This is a genomic window from Pseudoduganella albidiflava, assembly GCF_004322755.1.
Classification (GTDB): domain Bacteria; phylum Pseudomonadota; class Gammaproteobacteria; order Burkholderiales; family Burkholderiaceae_D; genus Rugamonas; species Rugamonas albidiflava.
The window spans coordinates 5,608,805-5,624,931 of record NZ_CP036401.1 but is presented as its reverse complement, the minus strand read 5'-3'; the positions used below and the strand labels follow the sequence as shown (position 1 = coordinate 5,624,931).

General features: G+C 65.0%; 15 protein-coding genes. 3 read left to right on the top strand and 12 right to left on the bottom strand.

Annotation, left to right across the window (positions count from 1 at the left end):
* The 3 genes from EYF70_RS23300 to EYF70_RS23290 form a co-directional block, all read right to left on the bottom strand.
* Positions 1-951: a phosphate acetyltransferase gene (locus tag EYF70_RS23300; RefSeq protein WP_131147519.1), complete on the bottom strand. Its 951-nt coding sequence runs from the start codon at positions 949-951 to the stop codon at positions 1-3.
* A gap of 171 nt (positions 952-1,122) precedes the next feature.
* Positions 1,123-1,599 (bottom strand): META domain-containing protein, encoded by a 477-nt coding sequence (locus tag EYF70_RS23295; RefSeq protein ID WP_165497781.1) that lies wholly within the window; start codon positions 1,597-1,599, stop codon positions 1,123-1,125.
* A 67-nt stretch (positions 1,600-1,666) separates the two neighbouring features.
* Positions 1,667-2,608, bottom strand: a complete 942-nt coding sequence (locus tag EYF70_RS23290) for a LysR substrate-binding domain-containing protein (RefSeq protein ID WP_131147517.1) — start codon at positions 2,606-2,608, stop codon at positions 1,667-1,669.
* A 128-nt stretch (positions 2,609-2,736) separates the two neighbouring features.
* Between EYF70_RS23290 and EYF70_RS23285 the strand changes: the two genes are divergently transcribed.
* Positions 2,737-3,966, top strand: coding sequence for a urate hydroxylase PuuD (locus tag EYF70_RS23285; RefSeq protein WP_131147516.1), 1,230 nt, complete (start codon positions 2,737-2,739; stop codon positions 3,964-3,966).
* A gap of 91 nt (positions 3,967-4,057) precedes the next feature.
* Positions 4,058-5,401: a hypothetical protein gene (locus tag EYF70_RS23280; protein ID WP_131147515.1), complete on the top strand. Its 1,344-nt coding sequence runs from the start codon at positions 4,058-4,060 to the stop codon at positions 5,399-5,401.
* A gap of 87 nt (positions 5,402-5,488) precedes the next feature.
* On the opposite strand, the gene EYF70_RS23275 is transcribed toward EYF70_RS23280, so the two are convergent.
* The 7 genes from EYF70_RS23275 to EYF70_RS23245 all read right to left on the bottom strand — a co-directional run bounded on the left by EYF70_RS23275 (position 5,489) and on the right by EYF70_RS23245 (position 13,706).
* Positions 5,489-7,021, bottom strand: a complete 1,533-nt coding sequence (locus EYF70_RS23275) for a response regulator (RefSeq protein ID WP_131147514.1) — start codon at positions 7,019-7,021, stop codon at positions 5,489-5,491.
* Entirely contained in the window at positions 7,018-8,787 is a 1,770-nt protein-coding gene (locus EYF70_RS23270) for an ATP-binding protein (protein ID WP_131147513.1), read from the bottom strand. Before EYF70_RS23270 ends, EYF70_RS23275 begins: the two co-directional genes overlap by 4 nt.
* A 40-nt stretch (positions 8,788-8,827) precedes the next feature.
* Positions 8,828-9,886 (bottom strand): ATP-binding SpoIIE family protein phosphatase, encoded by a 1,059-nt coding sequence (locus EYF70_RS23265; RefSeq protein ID WP_131147512.1) that lies wholly within the window; start codon positions 9,884-9,886, stop codon positions 8,828-8,830.
* Positions 9,871-10,287 carry an ATP-binding protein gene (locus tag EYF70_RS23260; protein WP_229420526.1) on the bottom strand — a complete coding sequence of 139 codons (417 nt, stop codon included), beginning with the start codon at positions 10,285-10,287 and terminating at the stop codon, positions 9,871-9,873. The genes EYF70_RS23265 and EYF70_RS23260 overlap by 16 nt, the downstream gene beginning before the upstream one ends.
* Before the next feature lie 15 nt (positions 10,288-10,302).
* The gene (locus tag EYF70_RS23255; protein ID WP_131147511.1) at positions 10,303-10,659 is read right to left on the bottom strand and encodes an STAS domain-containing protein; all 357 of its coding nucleotides are present in this window, start codon (positions 10,657-10,659) and stop codon (positions 10,303-10,305) included.
* Between the two features lie 7 nt (positions 10,660-10,666).
* The gene (locus EYF70_RS23250; RefSeq protein ID WP_131147510.1) at positions 10,667-11,533 is read right to left on the bottom strand and encodes an STAS domain-containing protein; all 867 of its coding nucleotides are present in this window, start codon (positions 11,531-11,533) and stop codon (positions 10,667-10,669) included.
* Positions 11,534-11,930: 397 nt separating this feature from the next.
* On the bottom strand, positions 11,931-13,706 hold the full coding sequence (locus tag EYF70_RS23245; RefSeq protein WP_131147509.1) for a glycoside hydrolase family 2 protein: 1,776 nt from the start codon (positions 13,704-13,706) through the stop codon (positions 11,931-11,933).
* A gap of 342 nt (positions 13,707-14,048) precedes the next feature.
* Between EYF70_RS23245 and EYF70_RS23240 the strand changes: the two genes are divergently transcribed.
* A complete protein-coding gene (locus EYF70_RS23240; RefSeq protein ID WP_131147508.1) occupies positions 14,049-14,816 on the top strand; it encodes a helix-turn-helix transcriptional regulator in 768 nt (255 codons plus the stop codon).
* Here EYF70_RS23240 and EYF70_RS23235 read toward each other — a convergent pair.
* Together EYF70_RS23235 and EYF70_RS23230 are read right to left on the bottom strand one after the other, a co-directional pair.
* The gene (locus tag EYF70_RS23235; protein ID WP_131147507.1) at positions 14,776-15,129 is read right to left on the bottom strand and encodes a helix-turn-helix domain-containing protein; all 354 of its coding nucleotides are present in this window, start codon (positions 15,127-15,129) and stop codon (positions 14,776-14,778) included. The two genes, EYF70_RS23240 and EYF70_RS23235, sit on opposite strands and share 41 nt — an antisense overlap.
* A 75-nt stretch (positions 15,130-15,204) precedes the next feature.
* Positions 15,205-15,786 carry an acyl-homoserine-lactone synthase gene (locus EYF70_RS23230; RefSeq protein ID WP_131147506.1) on the bottom strand — a complete coding sequence of 194 codons (582 nt, stop codon included), beginning with the start codon at positions 15,784-15,786 and terminating at the stop codon, positions 15,205-15,207.
* Between the last annotated feature and the right edge of the window lie 341 nt (positions 15,787-16,127).

Sequence of the window (16,127 nt, the reverse complement as noted above, 5' to 3'; positions counted from 1 at the left end):
TCAGCCGCCCAGGATCTTCGGTTCCGCCATCTTGCGGCGGGCAACCAGCACGGCGACAGCGCACGAGGCCAGCCGCGCGGCCACCGAGTCGGCACGGCTGGTGAGGATCAGCGGCACGCGGGCGCCGAGCACGATGCCGGCCGCCCCGGCGCCGGCCATGAAGGTAAGGCTCTTGGCCAGCATGTTGCCCGCTTCCAGGTCCGGCGCGACCAGCACGTTCGCGCGCCCGGCCACGGGCGATACCAGGTGCTTGATCGCGGCCGCCGCCGGGTCGATGGCGTTGTCCATCGCCAGCGGCCCGTCGAGGATGCCGCCGGTGATCTGGCCGCGGTCGGCCATCTTGCACAGGGCCGCCGCATCGAGCGTCGCGGGCATCTTCGGATTGACCGTCTCCACCGCCGCCAGGATGGCGACCCGCGCTTCGCCGAAACCGAGAATGTGCGCGAGGTCGATCGCGTTCTGCACGATATCGACCTTGTCGGCCAGCGCGGGCACGATGTTGACGGCGGCATCGGTGATGATCAGCGGTTCGCCGTGGCCTGGGATATCCATCACGAAGCAGTGGCTGAGCCGCCGCGCGGTGCGCAGCCCGGTGGTGGCCGAGACGACGGCGCCCATCAGTTCATCGGTGTGCAGGCTGCCCTTCATCAGGGCCTGCGCGCCGCCTTCGCGCACGATCTCCACGGCGCGCGCCGCGGAGGCATGGCTGTGCGGTGTATCGACGAGGGGCAGGGCGGAAATGTCCAGCCCCGCCTCCGCGGCCGCCTGTTCGATCCGGGCACGCGGGCCCACGAGGATCGGCTGGATCAAACCCAGCCGGCTGGCATCGAGCGCCGATTCCAGCGCGTGGGCATCGCAGGGGTGGGCCAGCGCCACGGTGACAGGCGCGCCTTCGCGGGCCGCGTCGATCAGCTTGTCGAAGTACGCATGACCAGTGCCGAGGGCGCTCATCGGACCTCGCTTTGTGCAGCGCAGCTAGGTGCTGCTTGCCCCATCAGCGGGCATTCCATCGACTGGTACATGTGCGCTCCAACGAAGAGTTAGCGCAATCTTAGCCATTATCCGGGCACGATGCCAGCAATTGATTGTGCAGTGCGCAACCCCTCTCCCGCATGGCAGGGATTACGGCGACACGCGTTCCCACGTATAGATGCCGCCGCCACCGGCCAGCTCCAGGTGCAGCCGCCCGCCGTCGATCCGGTAGCTGCGCATCGCTTCGATATCGCCGGGCAGGCGCCCGCCAAGCGGCGACGGGGGACACATCATCCGCGTCGTGGCGAGCGGGCCGAGCATCAGGCTGCCCGACGCGCCACCCGCCGCGCCGGGCGTGGCGCTCCACGTACCGGAACCCTGGTTGCAGTCGACCCGCGCTGACAGCCGGCCATCCGCGCCGAAGCGCAACTGGTACTGATCGGGCCGGGCCGGCCGGACTTCGGCCGTGCCGGTGCCTGCAGCCTGGTAGCCGACGAGCTGCCAGGCGCTGCCGGCCAGTTGCGCCTGGCCTCCGGTGCCCGCAACCCCGGCGCATCCCGTTGCCAGCAGCACGGCGGCGGCGGTGCCGGCCACGTATTGCATGTGACGTCGTTGGACTGTTTTCATGTTCGCTCCTTCTGTCATTGGTATCTTCGCCGGCCAGAACGTGGAAACGGGGGAGGCGCAGAGTTCTCTAGCGGCCCTTCACCAGCGCCTTGGCCGCCGCGGTCACCTGGTCGCGCAGCCACTTGTGCTCGGGCGACTGGTGCACCCGTTCGTGCCACAGCTGGTAGAAGCGCATCGGCGGGAATTTCACGGGGATCGTGAAGATCTTCAGCGGCAGGGTCTTTTCATAGAACTGCACGAACTGGCGGCCGGTCGTGAGCACCAGGTCCGACTGCATCAGCATGTAGGGGATCAGGCCGAAGTAAGCCGATTCCACCGCCACGTTGCGCTGCAGGCCCTGGCGTTCGAGGAAGGCGTCGATCACGCCGACCGAGCCCTGCACCATCTGCGACGGCGCCACGTGCGGCAGCGTCAGGTATTCGTGCAGCGTCATCGCATCCTCGGCGGTGCGCTTGGCGTACGGGCTGGTGGCGTGCATCGCGCACACGATCGGGTCCTCGAACAGTTTCGAGATGTGCAGGTGCTGGGGCGGCTCGTCCCAGTTCGCGATCACCAGGTCCATGTCGCCGTCGGACAGCAGGCGCACATAGTCGACACCGGGGCCCAGGCTGTGGATGATGACGCGGCTCTTCGGCGAGCCGCGCCGCAGCAGCGCCACCACGCTCGGCAGGAACTGGCTGTCCAGGTAATCGGGCGCGGCGATGTTGAAGGTGCGCGCTTCTTCCTGCGGCGCGAAGGGCGTCTTCTTGACGAACAGGTTCTCGGTTTCGTCGAGGATGCGCTTGGCCGGCTTGAGCAGGCTTTCGCCATGCTGGGTGGGCACCATGCCGCGTGCGCCGCGCACCAGCAGCGGATCGCCGGTCAGCTCGCGCAGCTTGCGCAGCGATGCGGAAATAGACGGCTGCGGCTGGTTCAGCTTCAACGCCACGCGCGAAACGTTCTTTTCCACCAGCAGCAGGTACAGGATGCGGATCAGGTGGATGTCGAGATGCTGCGGCAGGGCGGACATGGCGAGGGCTGTGTCTATACGGATACGGATATGTCAAATATACGTGAACTTTCATGCCGGGTGCACCACAATCCTTGTATCGACTGTAAATAGATGCCAGCAGGCCACACTTATTTGCCAAGGACCCCATGGAAGCCATCAGCTACCTTTTCCCCTACGGCCTCGAGTGGCTGAACATGCTCTTGCGCTGGCTGCACGTCATTACCGGCATCGCGTGGATCGGCGCCTCGTTCTACTTTGTCTGGCTGGATAACTCGATCCGGCCGCCGGCACCCGGTTCCGAGCTGGCGAAGAAGGGCGTGATGGGCGAGCTGTGGGCCGTACACGGCGGCGGCTTCTACAACCCGCAAAAATACCTGGTCGCGCCGGCCGAGCTGCCGGAGGAACTGCACTGGTTCAAATGGGAAGCCTATTCCACGTGGCTGTCCGGCTTCGCGCTGCTGACGGTCGCGTACTACTTCAATGCGCAGGCCATGATGATCGACCGGACGGTGGCCGATCTCACCGCATGGCAATCGGTGGGCATCGGCCTCGGCTCGCTGGTGGCGGGCTGGATCGTCTACGACCTGTTGTGCCGCTCCCCGCTGGGCAAGCACGACCTGTGGTTCGGCATCGTGGTGTTCGCGCTGCTGACCGGTGCCGCGTATGCGCTTACGCACCTGCTGTCCGGCCGCGCCGCCTACCTGCACGTGGGCGCGATGATCGGCACCATCATGGTGGCCAACGTGGCGATGCTGATCATTCCGGGCCAGCGCCGGATGGTGGAAGCGATGCGCGCCGGAGGCCGGCCGGATCCGGTGCACGGCATCCGCGCCAAGCAGCGCAGCGTGCACAATAACTACTTCACGCTGCCGGTGCTGTTCATCATGATCAGCAACCACTATGCGATGACGTACCGGCACGAGCACGCGTGGCTGGTGCTGGCGCTGGTCATGGCCGCCGGCGTGTTCATCCGCCACTTCTTCAACCTGCGGCACAAGGGGCGCGTGGCCTGGCGCTACCCCGCCATCGGCATCGCGCTGCTGCTGTTCGTCGCCGTGATGATCGCACCTCCGAAGCCCGCCGCCGTGTCGCGGACAGCCGATCCGGCCGCGCAGTTCGCCCGCATCAAGTCCATCGTCGACCAGCGCTGCGTGTCGTGCCACGCGGCGCGCCCCACCCAGCCCGGCTTCGCCACCGCACCGGCCGGCATCGTGTTCGATACGCCGGAGCAGGTGCGGCAGCAGGCGCTGGCGATCCACAAGCAGGCGGTGGAACTGAAGGCGATGCCGATCGGGAACCTGACGAACATGACGGAAGGGGAGCGGGCGGAAGTGGCCGCGTGGTTTGCAGCAAACGCCATTGATCAGGGCGATTGAATCGGCCTGAAGCATTCCTGAAGTACCTTTGAGCCGTATCAAAAGGGCCTTGCGATGCTAGGTTAGCCTGATTCTTTTTTTGATTGCCATCATGAGAGATCAGAATAATCGGCAAGACTTGCCTGAGACACTCCCGACGACACCCGGCATCCATCGCGCAGCCCCAAGCATCGAATTCTGGAGCAAGGCACTCGGCTTTGCTTATCTGGTGACCTTGACGTTCGGTGGCTTGCTGATGTGTACGTACTTCCTGAGGAACAGTTTCAATCCTGGGGGAATTTCCGCATCCGATGCTTTGGCACTCAGCTTGCTGACATTTGCGTTTTTCGTGACGCTGACGATCTTTGCTGCCTTTGGCGCGATTGGCTGTTACCCGCTGCTTCGTGCTGTGGTCGAAGGATGGCGGCTGTTCACTAGAGGCCGAAGGGCAAATCCTGAGCAGCCGGGTGGCACGATCGCGCTCGATTGGAAGAAAGGGAACAATTTTTATCTCGTGGCTGGCATCGTAATCGATGCAATCATCATTGTTGCCGCGACGGCGGTTCCACTGCTACTCGCCATTCAGTTTGGTTTCATGTTCCTCGCTTTTGGGGTCTTCCCCTGCATTTTGATCTTTGGGAAGCTGGTAGAGGTCTACTCGAGGTATCCCAGGAGGGTGCCGGATAATCCGATTGATCGCTGGTACCAGCGCTTGCCCTACCGGCGCCGCCAGTTGTTCGCTGTTTCATTCATCACTGGTTCTCTGACTCTCATCGCATTCCCGGATTTGCAGGATCTTTCGATGAAGCTGTTTGGCTACCGAAAGGATCGAGTCGATGTGCGAATGAAAAAGGAGGATTTCGATTTTCTGATCGCTCAATCGATGTCGGCGGGCAGGGCCGTAAATGATTGCGAGCCTATCGTGGCCGGAGAATACCTGGTGCGTCGTGTCGACGTCATCTGGCATAAGTTCGGCAGCCAAGCGTTGTTGCGATACCCGGCCGTGCCGATGGGGCAACCGGAGCTCCCGGGCGGCATGAGGGTAGAAATCCCGAACAGCGATTTTAAGCTGGTGCATGCACGACGCGACGGAAGCGCATGCGCAGAGATATGGGACGCCGATCTGTTCGATGGGAAGGACATCAAGCCCACCGTTGGCGCGACCTTGAAGCAAAAGGCCGCATTTCTTGAGAACGCTGCGGAAGGCGCTGGTATTACGCTTACGCTATATGGTACGAACAACGATCTGGATCCCGTATTGCGTGCGACCCAGGCCCAAGGTCTTCGAAAGCAGTTGATCGATACGTTTGGGTTGTCCAAAGTCGATCTGGAAGTCGTGCAGGGTAGGAAAAATCGTCTTAAATGGAACTGCGATAACGTTGCACTAGAAATCAGAGATCGCTGTATGGAAGCCAATTCGCGAGTGGAGATAGCGCTCCATGTCACGGCAAGGTGACATCGAGCGCTTGCTGTGGATTTGGGTGCGGTGCTGCCAATTCTTGTTGCAAGCGCGGCGTTCTCGGGTTTCCCAGCCCGCCGCTCTTTACGTCTTCTTCATGAACGTGCGCACCGTCTCGTTCAGCGTTTCCATGTTGACGGGTTTCGTCAGGTGGTGGTTGAAGCCGGCCGCCATCGCGCCCATCCGGTCCTTTTCCTGGCCATAGCCGGTCAGCGCGATCAGCGCGGTTTTTTCCAGCTCGGGGTAGCCGCGCAATGCCGCCGCCACGTCCACGCCGCTCATGTCGGGCAGGCCGATGTCGAGGAATACCACGTCCGGCCGCAGGCGCAGCGCCGCCTCGATCGCGCTGGCGCCGTCGTGCGCCATGTGCACTTCGTGGCCGGCGAACTGCAGCAGTGCCGCCACGATCTCGGCCGAATCGACATTGTCGTCCACCACCAGGATGCGGTGCACGTCGGCCGGCCGCGCCGGTGCCGCATCGGGCAGGCAATCGGTGTCGTCCGCCGGCGGCGTGCGGGCCTGCGTGGGCAGGCGCACTTCGAACGTGCTGCCATGGCCCTCGCCACCGCTGTGCACATTCACGCTGCCGCCATGCAGGTTGACCAGCGTGCGCACCAGCGACAGGCCGATGCCCAGCCCGTCCTGCACCCGGTCCGGCGAATGGCCGGCCTGCGCGAACAGGTCGAAGATCGTTTCGGCCTGTTCGGGCGAAATGCCGATGCCGTTGTCCGTCACGCGGATCACCGCCTCGCCGCCTTCCAGGCAGGCCGCCAGTGTGATGTGGCCGCCGGGCGCGGTGAACTTGGCGGCGTTGTTCAGCAGGTTGCCCACCACCTGCGTCAGGCGCACGCTGTCGCCATCGACCCAGATATCGTGGTCCGGCAGCTTCACGGTGAGCACGTGCTGGCGCACGGCGATGTTCGGTTCGGCCGTTTCGGCGGCGGCTTTCAGCAGCCCGCACAGTTCCACCTCGGCGCGGCGCAGCGCGATCTTGCCCTGCGAGATGCGCGAAACGTCCAGCAGGTCGTCCACCAGGCGCACCATGTGGTCGGTCTGGCGCAGGATCACGCGGCGCGCGTTCTCCTGCGCCGGCGAGGAATGCGGGTCGAGGCTGCGCAGCAGTTCGACGGCGTTGCGGATCGGTCCCAGCGGGTTGCGCAGCTCGTGGGCCAGGATCGCCAGGAATTCATCCTTGCGGCGGTCCATGTCGCGCAGCTCGCGTTCCACGCGGCCCAGCCGCAGCAAGGCGCGCACGTTGGCGACCAGTTCTTCGGGTTCGATCGGTTCGAACAGGTAGTTGTCGGCGCCGCTGTCGAGCGCGCGCACCTTGTCCGGCGACGACAGGTAGGAGGCCGAGGTCTGCAGCACCAGCACCATCGCCGTCAAGGGGTCCTGCTTCAGCTGGCGGCACACCTCGAAGCCGTTGATGTCGGGCAGCTTGGTATCGAGCAGCACCAGGTCGGGCGCGACCTCGTGGGCCATGCGCAGCGCTTCCGTGCCGCTGCCCGCTTCCAGCACGCGGAAGCCGGCGCGTTGCAGGATGCGCGTCTTCGCATAGCGCGCGGCGTCGGTATCGTCGACGTTCAGGATCACGGGATCGATGGGGAGTGCCTTCATGATGGTCTCTCTTGGTGGCACAGGGCGTGCAACTGCGCCAGCAGTTCGTCGCGTGCGACGGGCTTGCTGAAATAGGCGTCCGCACCCAGTGAAAACGCCTTCTGGCGGTCGGCCACTTCGGAGGCGATGATCACCGGCACCTGCTTGCGGCGTTCGTCGCCCTTGATGCGGGCGAGCCAGTGCCAGCTGTCGCCGCCGTTCAGGTAAAGGTCGAGGATGATGGCGGCCGGCTGCTCCACGGTCCAGGCCTGTTCCGCTTCCCACACGCTGCGCACGGGGATTGCGCGGTACGGCGAGTTGCGGAAATAGCTGCGATACAGCAGCTGGGACGAACGGTCGTCTTCCACCACCAGTACCGGGATGCCGGCGGCATCCGGCGCATCCGGGCGGAACACGTGCGGCTCCGGCATCTCGTCATGCAGCAGCGGGATCACGGCGGAAAACGTGGAGCCGGCACCCGGCGCGCTTTTCAGCGATACCGAGCCGCCCAGCAGGCTTGCCAGCTTGCGGCATAGGGGCAGGCCCAGGCCGGTGCCCTTGACGCGCTGCTGCAGGCGGTTTTCCACCTGCGAGAATTCCTCGAAGATGAGCTGCTGGTGCTCGGGGGCGATGCCGATGCCCGTATCGGCCACGTCGAAGCGCACCGCTTCGCCTTTCGGCAGCAGCGTGGCCGACACGCGCACGTGGCCGGATTCGGTGAACTTCAGTGCGTTCGAGATGAAGTTGCGCAGGATTTGCGACAGCTTCGCTTCGTCCGTCATCATCGTGATCGGCCCTTCCGGCTCGTCGAACAGCAGTTCGACGGTCGAAGACACCAGCAGCGGGCGCAGCATGCCGCGCAGCGCCGAGAACATGTCGGTGACCTCGAACGGCGCGGCGCGCACGTCGATCTTGCCGGCCTCGATCTTGGCCAGGTCGAGCAGGTCGTCCACCAGTTCGGTCAGCGACTCGGCCCCCTTCAGGATGAAGCGCACCTGTTTTTCCTGTTCCGGCGTCAGCTCGCCGTCGACCCGTTCCAGCAGCAGCCGGGTCAGCGCGCGGATCGACGACAGCGGCGTCCTGAACTCGTGGCTCATGTTCGACAGGAAGCGGGTCTTCATCTCGTCGGCGCGGCGCAGGTGGTCGGCCTTCTCGTCGAGCTCCGCGTACAGCGCGACCACGCCGCGGTTGGTGTCCTCCAGCTCGCGGGTCAGCTGCATCAGTTCATCCTGGCGGGACTTAAGCTCCGCCAGCGTGGCCAGCAGCTCCTTGTTCTGCTGCTGCACCTCGGCCACCGAGACGTCCGGCGCCAGCGCCGCGAACTGCGCGCTCATCTCGCCCACGCTGGCCGCCGTCAGCAGCGGCGCATCGTGCGGGAGCAGCTTCTTCAGCGTGACGGTGGTGCCGGTACCCGCCGCGGCATCGGTCGAGGTCTGGATGTCGAACTGGTCCATCAGGCGGCGCGCGCCGACGATACCCATGCCCATGCCGGTGCGCGACTGGTAGCGGCCGGACAGCACCAGGTCCAGGTGCGCGATGCCGGGGCCCTTGTCTTCGATGCGGATCACCAGCAGCTGCGGCGACGTGGTGCCCTCGACGGCGAACTCCACGCGGCCGCTGCCGGCATAGCTGTACACATTGCGCGCCAGTTCCGACACGGCGGTGGCGATGCGTGCCTGGTCCTGCGCGTTGAAGCCGCACAGCGCGGCGATCTGGCGCGCGCGCTGGCGCGAGGCGACCACGTCGAGCTCCTGCTCGATGCGCATGGCGAGGATGCGCACGCTCATGGCCGCGCCTGTGCGAGGGGGGCGGTGGCGAACCGCCGGCTCATGGCCGCCACCCCTGGTGATCGCGCAGCACCAGCACCGTCACGTCATCCCGGCCGCGGCCGAAGTCGCGGTACAGCACCCCGGCCACGAGGGCGGGATGGCAGGCGACTAGGCCCGGATAGTCTTCCAGGCGCCAGCGCGAGTTGATGCCGTCCGAATGCAGCACCAGCAGTGCCGATTCGGTCCATGGCGCGTCGAATTCCTGCACCTTGCGCATGTTGCTGCCCACGATGCCGTTGTGCGACACCAGCTGGCGCCGGTCGTCGCCGGCGATCAGGTGGGCGGCGATGTTGCCCACGCCGGCAAACGTGATGGTCTCGCCCAGCATGTCGATGCGGGCTACGGCCGCGGCGGCGCCGCGGGTAGGGCGCAGCGCCCCGTGCATGTCCTGCAGCAGCGTGCCGGCGGGCAGGGCGGGCTCCCCGGCGATGGTGGTGGCGGCCAGCTCCGAAGCCTGGGCCGCCAGCGGGCCGTGTCCCAGGCCATCGGCCACCATCACCGTGGCCGAGGTGGCATCGTGCGCCAGTGCCCAGCTGTCGCCGGACAGGTCCTCGCCATGCATCGGCAGGCACACGGCGCCCCAATGCAGCGCGGGTGCCGTGCGGGCCGCCTCGGCCGGCGTCACATCGGTGAAACCGCGCGGCCACATGGCCATCATGATGGCGGTGCCGCGGCCTGGCGCGCTGTAGATGTCGAACTCCGCCGCCAGGCGCTGCATGGCACCCAGGCCCACGCCGTAGCTGCCGGCGGTGGAGCGGCCGTCCGCCATGCTGGCGGCCACGTTGGCGATGCCGCCGCCGCTGTCGAGCGCGAGGATTTCCAGGCCGTGCACGCCGCGCTGGAACAATGGGCGCAGCAGGATCTCGCCGTGGCCGGCGTGCTTCAGGATGTTGGTGGCCGCCTCGGTGACGGCGATCGCCACCTCGCCGGCCGCGGTGTCGTCGAAGCCGAGCCGCGTGCACAGTTCGACGGCGGCGCGGCGCACCGCCGCGACCTGGCTGCTGTCCGAGACGGCATGGCAGCGCTGCCGGTGTTCGGCGGCTAGTATGGTTTCCATTTGCAGATTCTGACGGTGGTGCCCTGGCCGGGTGCCGATTCGAGTTCGAATTCGTCGGCCAGGCGCTTGGCGCCGGACAGGCCGAGGCCCATGCCGCCGCCGGTGGTATAGCCATCGGTCAGCGCCCTGGGAATGTCGGGGATGCCGGGACCGTGGTCGATGAAGGTGAGGCCGACGCCCTTGCGGGCGCCGTTCAGCAGCTTCTGCATGTGCGCTTCGCCGCCGCCGCCATAGCGCAGCGTATTGCGGGCCAGTTCGCTGGCGGCCGTGATCATCTTGGTCTGGTCGATCAGCGAAAAGCCGGCCGCGATCATCTGTTCGCGCACGGACTGCCGCAGCCGCACCACGTCCTCGTCGGACCGGACCGGCAGCACCACAGCGTCGACGTCAATATTGCTCAAGGATCGCCTTTCCGGTTAGTCCGCGCTCTGCTTGAGCAGCTGGACGCCTTTTTCGACGTTCAGTGCCGTGCGCACGCCGTGCAGCGTGAGGCCCAGTTCGACCAGCGTGATCGCCACCGCCGGCTGCATGCCGACCAGCACCGTGCGCGCATCGAGGATGCGCGCCATGGCCGCCGTGTTGCTGATCATCCTGCCGATGAACGAATCGACGATGTCCAGCGCCGAGATGTCGATCAGCACGCCGCGTGCGCGATCCTTGACGATGCGCGACGTCAGGTCGTCCTGCAGCGTCATCGCCAGGCGGTCGTGCATGTCGACCTGGATCGTGACCAGCAGCAGGTCGCCCATCTTCAATATGGGAATGCGCTCCATGGCTGCCTCAGTGCGCCGCTTCGGCGCGCACCACGGTGGCGCCCACGCGTTTCAGGGCCACCAGGAAGGCATCGGCCAGCGTGGCCTTGGTGATGACGTCTTCCAGGTTCACGCCCAGGTGCACGATGGTCTGCGCGATCTGCGGGCGGATGCCGCTGATGATGCAGTCGGCGCCCATCAGGCGCGCGGCGGCGACCGTCTTCAGCAGGTGCTGCGCCACCAGGGTATCGACGGTGGGCACGCCGGTGATGTCGATGATGGCGATCGAGGCGCCCGTTTCGATGATCTTCTGCAGCAGGTTTTCCATCACGACCTGGGTGCGCGCGCTGTCCAGCGTGCCGATCAGCGGCAGTGCCAGCACGTCCTTCCATAATTGCACGACCGGGGTCGACAGTTCCAGCAGTTCCTGCTGCTGGCGCATGATCACGCTTTCGCGGCCTTTCTGGTATTCCTCGATCGTGAACAGGCCCATGCGGTCGAACAGCATGCCCGTATCGCTCACCTCGGCGGCCAGCACGGCCGGGTCGGCGGCCAGGCTGGAACGCAGCAGTGCGAACAGCGGCTCCTTCAGCGAGAAGATGAAGCCGGCGGTCTCGGTCGGCGAAAAGCCCTGGCGCACGCGCGCGGCGGACATCTCGGCCAGCAGCTGGCGCACCTCGGCCCAGGCCGGCGCATCGAAATCATAGGCCTGGCCCCGTTCGACGGCACGGGCGACCAGCGTGAGGAAGCGGCCGGCCTGCTGGCGGATCTCGCCTTCTGCCGCCTTGTCACGGCGCACCATGCGGGACAGCATGCCGCCCAGCCAGCCCTCCAGCAATGCCTCCTGGTTGTCGATAAGGATCCTGGCCAGGTGGCCGGTCGTTGCCATGCTCATGCGATCTCCGGAAAAATTTCAAACAAATCAGTGTAGCAGCTCGCCACCGTGCGCAATGATACGATTTGAAACATTTCCATGCCACACGATTCATTATGCGGTGTGGAAAAAATTGCACGGAAACGGCTGAGCTCTGTCAGGGGGGTGAAGCAGGGGTTTCGCGGAGCACCGCTCCGCGCCTGCTGAACGGTGCAGCCTTGCAAGGCTGCATTCCTCAGCCCAGGGGTTTCGCGGAGCACCGCTCCGCGCCTGCTGAACGGTGCAGCCTTGCAAGGCTGCATTCCTCAGCCCAGGGGTTTCGCGGAGCACCGCTCCGCGCCTGCTGAACGGTGCAGCCTTGCAAGGCTGCACTCCTCCAGGCACGCTGACACGAACTCAGCCTTGGAGGCAGGCTGGTTCAGCCGTTCCGGTAGCGCTCCAGCAGCGCGCGGTGGAGGGAGGCGACGAGTTCGGGGTCGATCTTGGGCTGGCGGTCGAACGTCAGCAGGCCGTTCTTTTCGTGTTCGACATCGGTGAACTGCGTGTAGCAGGCGCCGGCCAGGAAGGTGAGGGTGCCCAGGCTTTCGATGAGGTCGCGGTAGCGGGCCAGCAGCTCGTCGCTGGAGCGCACGCTGCCGTAGTAGTCGAACAGCCGGTCGCGCGGCGCCTCGCCTTCCGGCTCGCTGAGGAAGCCGCCCACCTCCGAGAGCACGATCGGCTGGCCGCGGTATTCGCCGCCGGGCAGGAACAGCGGCTTGTCCTTGTACCAGCCTTTCAGCGGCGGCACGCCGGTCCGCTGGGTTTCGGCATAGCGGGCGCACAGCTTGTCGCCGGGCTGCGTGTAGTCGTGGATCGAGCACACGTCGGTGAGGTCGGTGTGTTCCCAGCCGTCGTTGTCGACCACCAGGCGGCCCGGGTCGAGCCGGCGCGTGCGCAGCACGAGTTTCTCGATGAAGGCCTGCTGGCCGGGGTGGCGGTACAGCGCCGGGAAGCCGAAACTTTCCACCAGCGGCACCCAGGCCACGATGCAGGGATGCCCCGCATCGCGCTCCACGGCCCGTTCCCATTCCGACAGCAGCGCTTCTTCGGCGTCCAGCGACCAGCTGCGCGTGTTGGGCATTTCCTCCCACACGAGGAGGCCGAGCCTGTCGCACCAGTACAGCCAGCGCTCGTCCTCGATCTTCTGGTGCTTGCGCACGGCGTTGAAGCCCAGGCGCTTGATCCATTCGGCATCCACGCGCAGCGCGTCCGCCGACGGCGCGGCCAGGTTGGTATCGGGCCAGTAGCCCTGGTCGAGCACCATCAGCAGGAAGGTGCGCTGGCCGTTCAGGTGGAAATGGCCGCCGTGCGCCTCGAAGCGGCGCAGGCCGCAATAGGAGCCGATTTCGTCCAGCACCCGGCCGTCGGCCACCAGCCGCACGCGCAGGTCGTACAGGTAGGGATGGTCGGGTGACCAGGCTTGCGGCGCATCGATCCGCGCATCCAGCGTGGCGGTGGCGAAGCGGGTCTCGGCCTGCGCGAAGGCGACCCGGTTGCCGGTATCGTCGAGCACATCCAGCTCCACGGTCCAGCCGGCCGATGGCGCGTGCAGGTGCACCTCGATCGACAGCCGCCCGTCCGGCTCGGTCTTCAGCCAGCGCAGCGAATCGATGCGCACCGGCGGCACCGGTTCCAGCCACACGGTCTGCCAGATGCCGGTGGTGCACCAGTAATAGATGCGCACCGGCTTGCCGGACGACGACTGCTTGCCGCGCGGCTGGTACATGTCCTGCCGGTCCTCGACTCGCAGCGTGATGCGGTTGGGCCCCTCGACCAGGAAGGGCGCGATATTGAACGAGAACGGCACGTGGCCGCCGCGGTTGCGGCCCGCCAGCCGGCCGTTGATCCACACCTCGGTGCTGTAGTCGACGGCGCCGAAGTGGACCAGCAGGTCCTGTTCGCGCCATGCCGGCGGCACGTCGAAAGTGCGGGCATACCAGACGATTTCATGCACGTCCTGCGTGCCGATGCCGGAACGCTCGCTCTGGTAGGGGAACGGTACCTCGATCGAGCGCGGCAATGCGCGGCCGTCGTGCCAGCCATCGTTGCGGCCCTGGTCGTCATCGTCGAACGCGAATTCCCAGGTGCCGTCGAGGCTGATCCAGTCAGGGCGGGTCAGTTGGGGGCGGGGATGGAGGATGTCGGTCGTGATCATCGCGGCATGGTAGCGCGATACCGGTTTTGACCGACGCACGGATTCAAGCGAGCGCCCCGGGCAGGTCGAAAGGTGACAACGGGGCTGGCGAAGCGATGAAGTGTTGGTGCCGCAGCCGTAATTTTTGCTGCAGTGCGTCAAGGAAAAATAAACCGCCGCTCATGCGGCGGGTTTCGCTTGCGAGGTGGCTACCGGATTGCTCGTATGTATTGCGCCGCAACACAGCACCGGTTTTTGGCGAAGCCGGTGACTGATTGTTAAAATGTTTATGATAAGATATCTTTTTCCCGGCAGCGGAGCCGGCCGGTCGCAGTGAGTTTCCGATCATTCTGGAGGAACGGCATGGATGAGGTGCCTGGCAGTGCCGGCCTGATGCCGGACTTTTTCTCCCCGTACGACGCGCTGATGAACGCGGTGGACGAGCCGGACGCCGTGTTGCGCCTGCAGGCGGCGGCGCGCGAGCTGGGTTTCGACAGCGTGCTGTTTGCCGTGATCGCGCAGCCGAAGGTGAATATCGCCGACGTCTACCTGCGCAGCAATTACCCGAACCAGTGGCGCGAACATTACGACCGCAACAACCTGCGGGCCGCCGATCCCACGGTGGAATACTGCTTCCGTTCCAGTTCGCCGTTCGTGTGGCTGCCGCAGTCGTTCAAGACAGCCGAGCAGCAGGCGCTGTACGAGGAAGCGTCCGCGTTCGGCCTGAAGGTGGGCGTCACGCTGCCGATCCGCGGCGTGGATGGCGAGATCGGCATGCTCACCTGCGTGCGCGACGGCAACCCCGGCCAGGAATTCCTGAAAGACCTGAACCACAACCTCGGTGCCCTGACGCTGCTGCGCGACGTGGCCTTCGATTCACTCCACCAGTACGTTCACGCGGCCGCGCCGCCGCCCGCGGAGAACGTGCCGGTGCTGACGGCACGCGAGCGCGATTGCCTGCAGTGGATGAGCGCCGGCAAGACCGCCTGGGAAATCGGCCGCATCCTGAACATTTCCGAAGCCGGTGTGAACTTCCACATCAGTAACCTGCGCAACAAGTTCGGCGTGAGCCGCCGCAACGACGTCGTCATCAAGGCGATACGGCTGGGCTTGATCGACCTGCCGGGCTGAGCCCGGTGCAGCGGCCGAACTCCGGCGCACGCACCAGTTGCAGGTGATCGTCACCCACGATCCGGAGCAGATACAGGCGGATCAGCAACAGCACCGGCAGCGGGATGGTCCTGCCGCGTTCGAAGCGGCTGCCTTGGGTCTGCGTTACGCCGAAGCGGTGCCAGAATTGCGTCTGGTTTTCATGCATCACATAGCGCAGGTCGCGAATCAGGTCGTGATCATGCTGCGTCATCGTGTACGTTTCCGGCACTTCCGGGTCGAAGTGCGGTGCGGGCATCCATTGGGCGAGGCCAAAGCGATCGATTCTGTTCATGATTACATCCGATATAGTTGACATGCATTGAACCGGGTGCCGGCGAAAAAACATTCTTCCGCCGGCACCGTTATTTCAGTGAACGGTACCGAACAGCGCCGCGCGGGTTTTTTCGCCCAGGTGGATTTCCAGCGCCACCGCACGTTCCACGCCGATTTGCAGCGGAGGACCCATGCGGGTAGTTTCCACCCCGGTATGGCGCAGCAGGCGTTCCATGGCGGTCGTCGTCACGGTCACATATTTACTGATGCCGTTCTGGTCGGCAAAGGTCACGACGCTGCGCATCGCGGCCAGTGCCCGTTCCGCGAAACCGAACTTGGAATCACCCTCCGTCTCGACCGCGAAGCGGCTCAGTTCCCAGATCTTTTCATCGACCGGCGCCGCGGCACCGTGCAGCAGTTCGGGGAAGGTATCCTTCAGCATGTAGGGGCCTTCGGTCGGCATCATGCGCCAGCAGCCGCACACCTTGCTGGCGTCGTCGCGGATCACCATGTAGTGGGGTTCGAGGGCGTCGTAGCCGTCGATTTCCATGCCGCCCAGCACCGGAACTTCCCAGCCCATGCGGTCGCGGAATACCTTGGCACGCAGTACGTGAATATCACGCAGTTCGTTGCGGGAAAACTCGTGACGCTGACCAATTTGAATCATCGAAGCCATGATAAATCTCCCTGTCGGATTATCTCGTTAAGTTTGGACTGTTGATCTGTTGCTGTTATTCGCTACCTTGCTGCGCTGTCTTATTAAATGCAGTTGATGTAGGTACTTTATGCGTCCTGGCTAGACTTAATAACTCCCAGGGCTGCTAGTAGAATCGGCAGGCCATACTGGTAGAACTGATAGGGACAGGAAGTTAATTCGCTGCTAGTGCTTTCATTCTCGAACCGGGGAATATGCGGAGGCCGGCCTGTATTGGCGCGGCAGCGGAAGGGAATTGAGTGCGCTGAATATCAGGCGGGGAATGGTCGGCTGGGGTGGTGGATCAGGGAAGGTACCGGCAG

What these genes read in the sequence shown, in the direction of transcription:
- EYF70_RS23280 (WP_131147515.1), top strand. Translation starts at nt 4,058, where the DNA reads ATGAGAGATCAGAATAATCGGCAAGACTTGCCTGAGACACTCCCGACG.
- EYF70_RS23300 (WP_131147519.1), bottom strand. Translation starts at nt 951, where the DNA reads ATGAGCGCCCTCGGCACTGGTCATGCGTACTTCGACAAGCTGATCGAC.
- EYF70_RS23255 (WP_131147511.1), bottom strand. Translation starts at nt 10,659, where the DNA reads ATGGAGCGCATTCCCATATTGAAGATGGGCGACCTGCTGCTGGTCACG.
- EYF70_RS23245 (WP_131147509.1), bottom strand. Translation starts at nt 13,706, where the DNA reads ATGATCACGACCGACATCCTCCATCCCCGCCCCCAACTGACCCGCCCT.
- EYF70_RS23250 (WP_131147510.1), bottom strand. Translation starts at nt 11,533, where the DNA reads ATGAGCATGGCAACGACCGGCCACCTGGCCAGGATCCTTATCGACAAC.
- EYF70_RS23285 (WP_131147516.1), top strand. Translation starts at nt 2,737, where the DNA reads ATGGAAGCCATCAGCTACCTTTTCCCCTACGGCCTCGAGTGGCTGAAC.
- EYF70_RS23235 (WP_131147507.1), bottom strand. Translation starts at nt 15,129, where the DNA reads ATGAACAGAATCGATCGCTTTGGCCTCGCCCAATGGATGCCCGCACCG.
- EYF70_RS23295 (WP_165497781.1), bottom strand. Translation starts at nt 1,599, where the DNA reads ATGAAAACAGTCCAACGACGTCACATGCAATACGTGGCCGGCACCGCC.
- EYF70_RS23240 (WP_131147508.1), top strand. Translation starts at nt 14,049, where the DNA reads ATGGATGAGGTGCCTGGCAGTGCCGGCCTGATGCCGGACTTTTTCTCC.
- EYF70_RS23270 (WP_131147513.1), bottom strand. Translation starts at nt 8,787, where the DNA reads ATGAGCGTGCGCATCCTCGCCATGCGCATCGAGCAGGAGCTCGACGTG.
- EYF70_RS23275 (WP_131147514.1), bottom strand. Translation starts at nt 7,021, where the DNA reads ATGAAGGCACTCCCCATCGATCCCGTGATCCTGAACGTCGACGATACC.
- EYF70_RS23230 (WP_131147506.1), bottom strand. Translation starts at nt 15,786, where the DNA reads ATGGCTTCGATGATTCAAATTGGTCAGCGTCACGAGTTTTCCCGCAAC.
- EYF70_RS23290 (WP_131147517.1), bottom strand. Translation starts at nt 2,608, where the DNA reads ATGTCCGCCCTGCCGCAGCATCTCGACATCCACCTGATCCGCATCCTG.
- EYF70_RS23265 (WP_131147512.1), bottom strand. Translation starts at nt 9,886, where the DNA reads ATGGAAACCATACTAGCCGCCGAACACCGGCAGCGCTGCCATGCCGTC.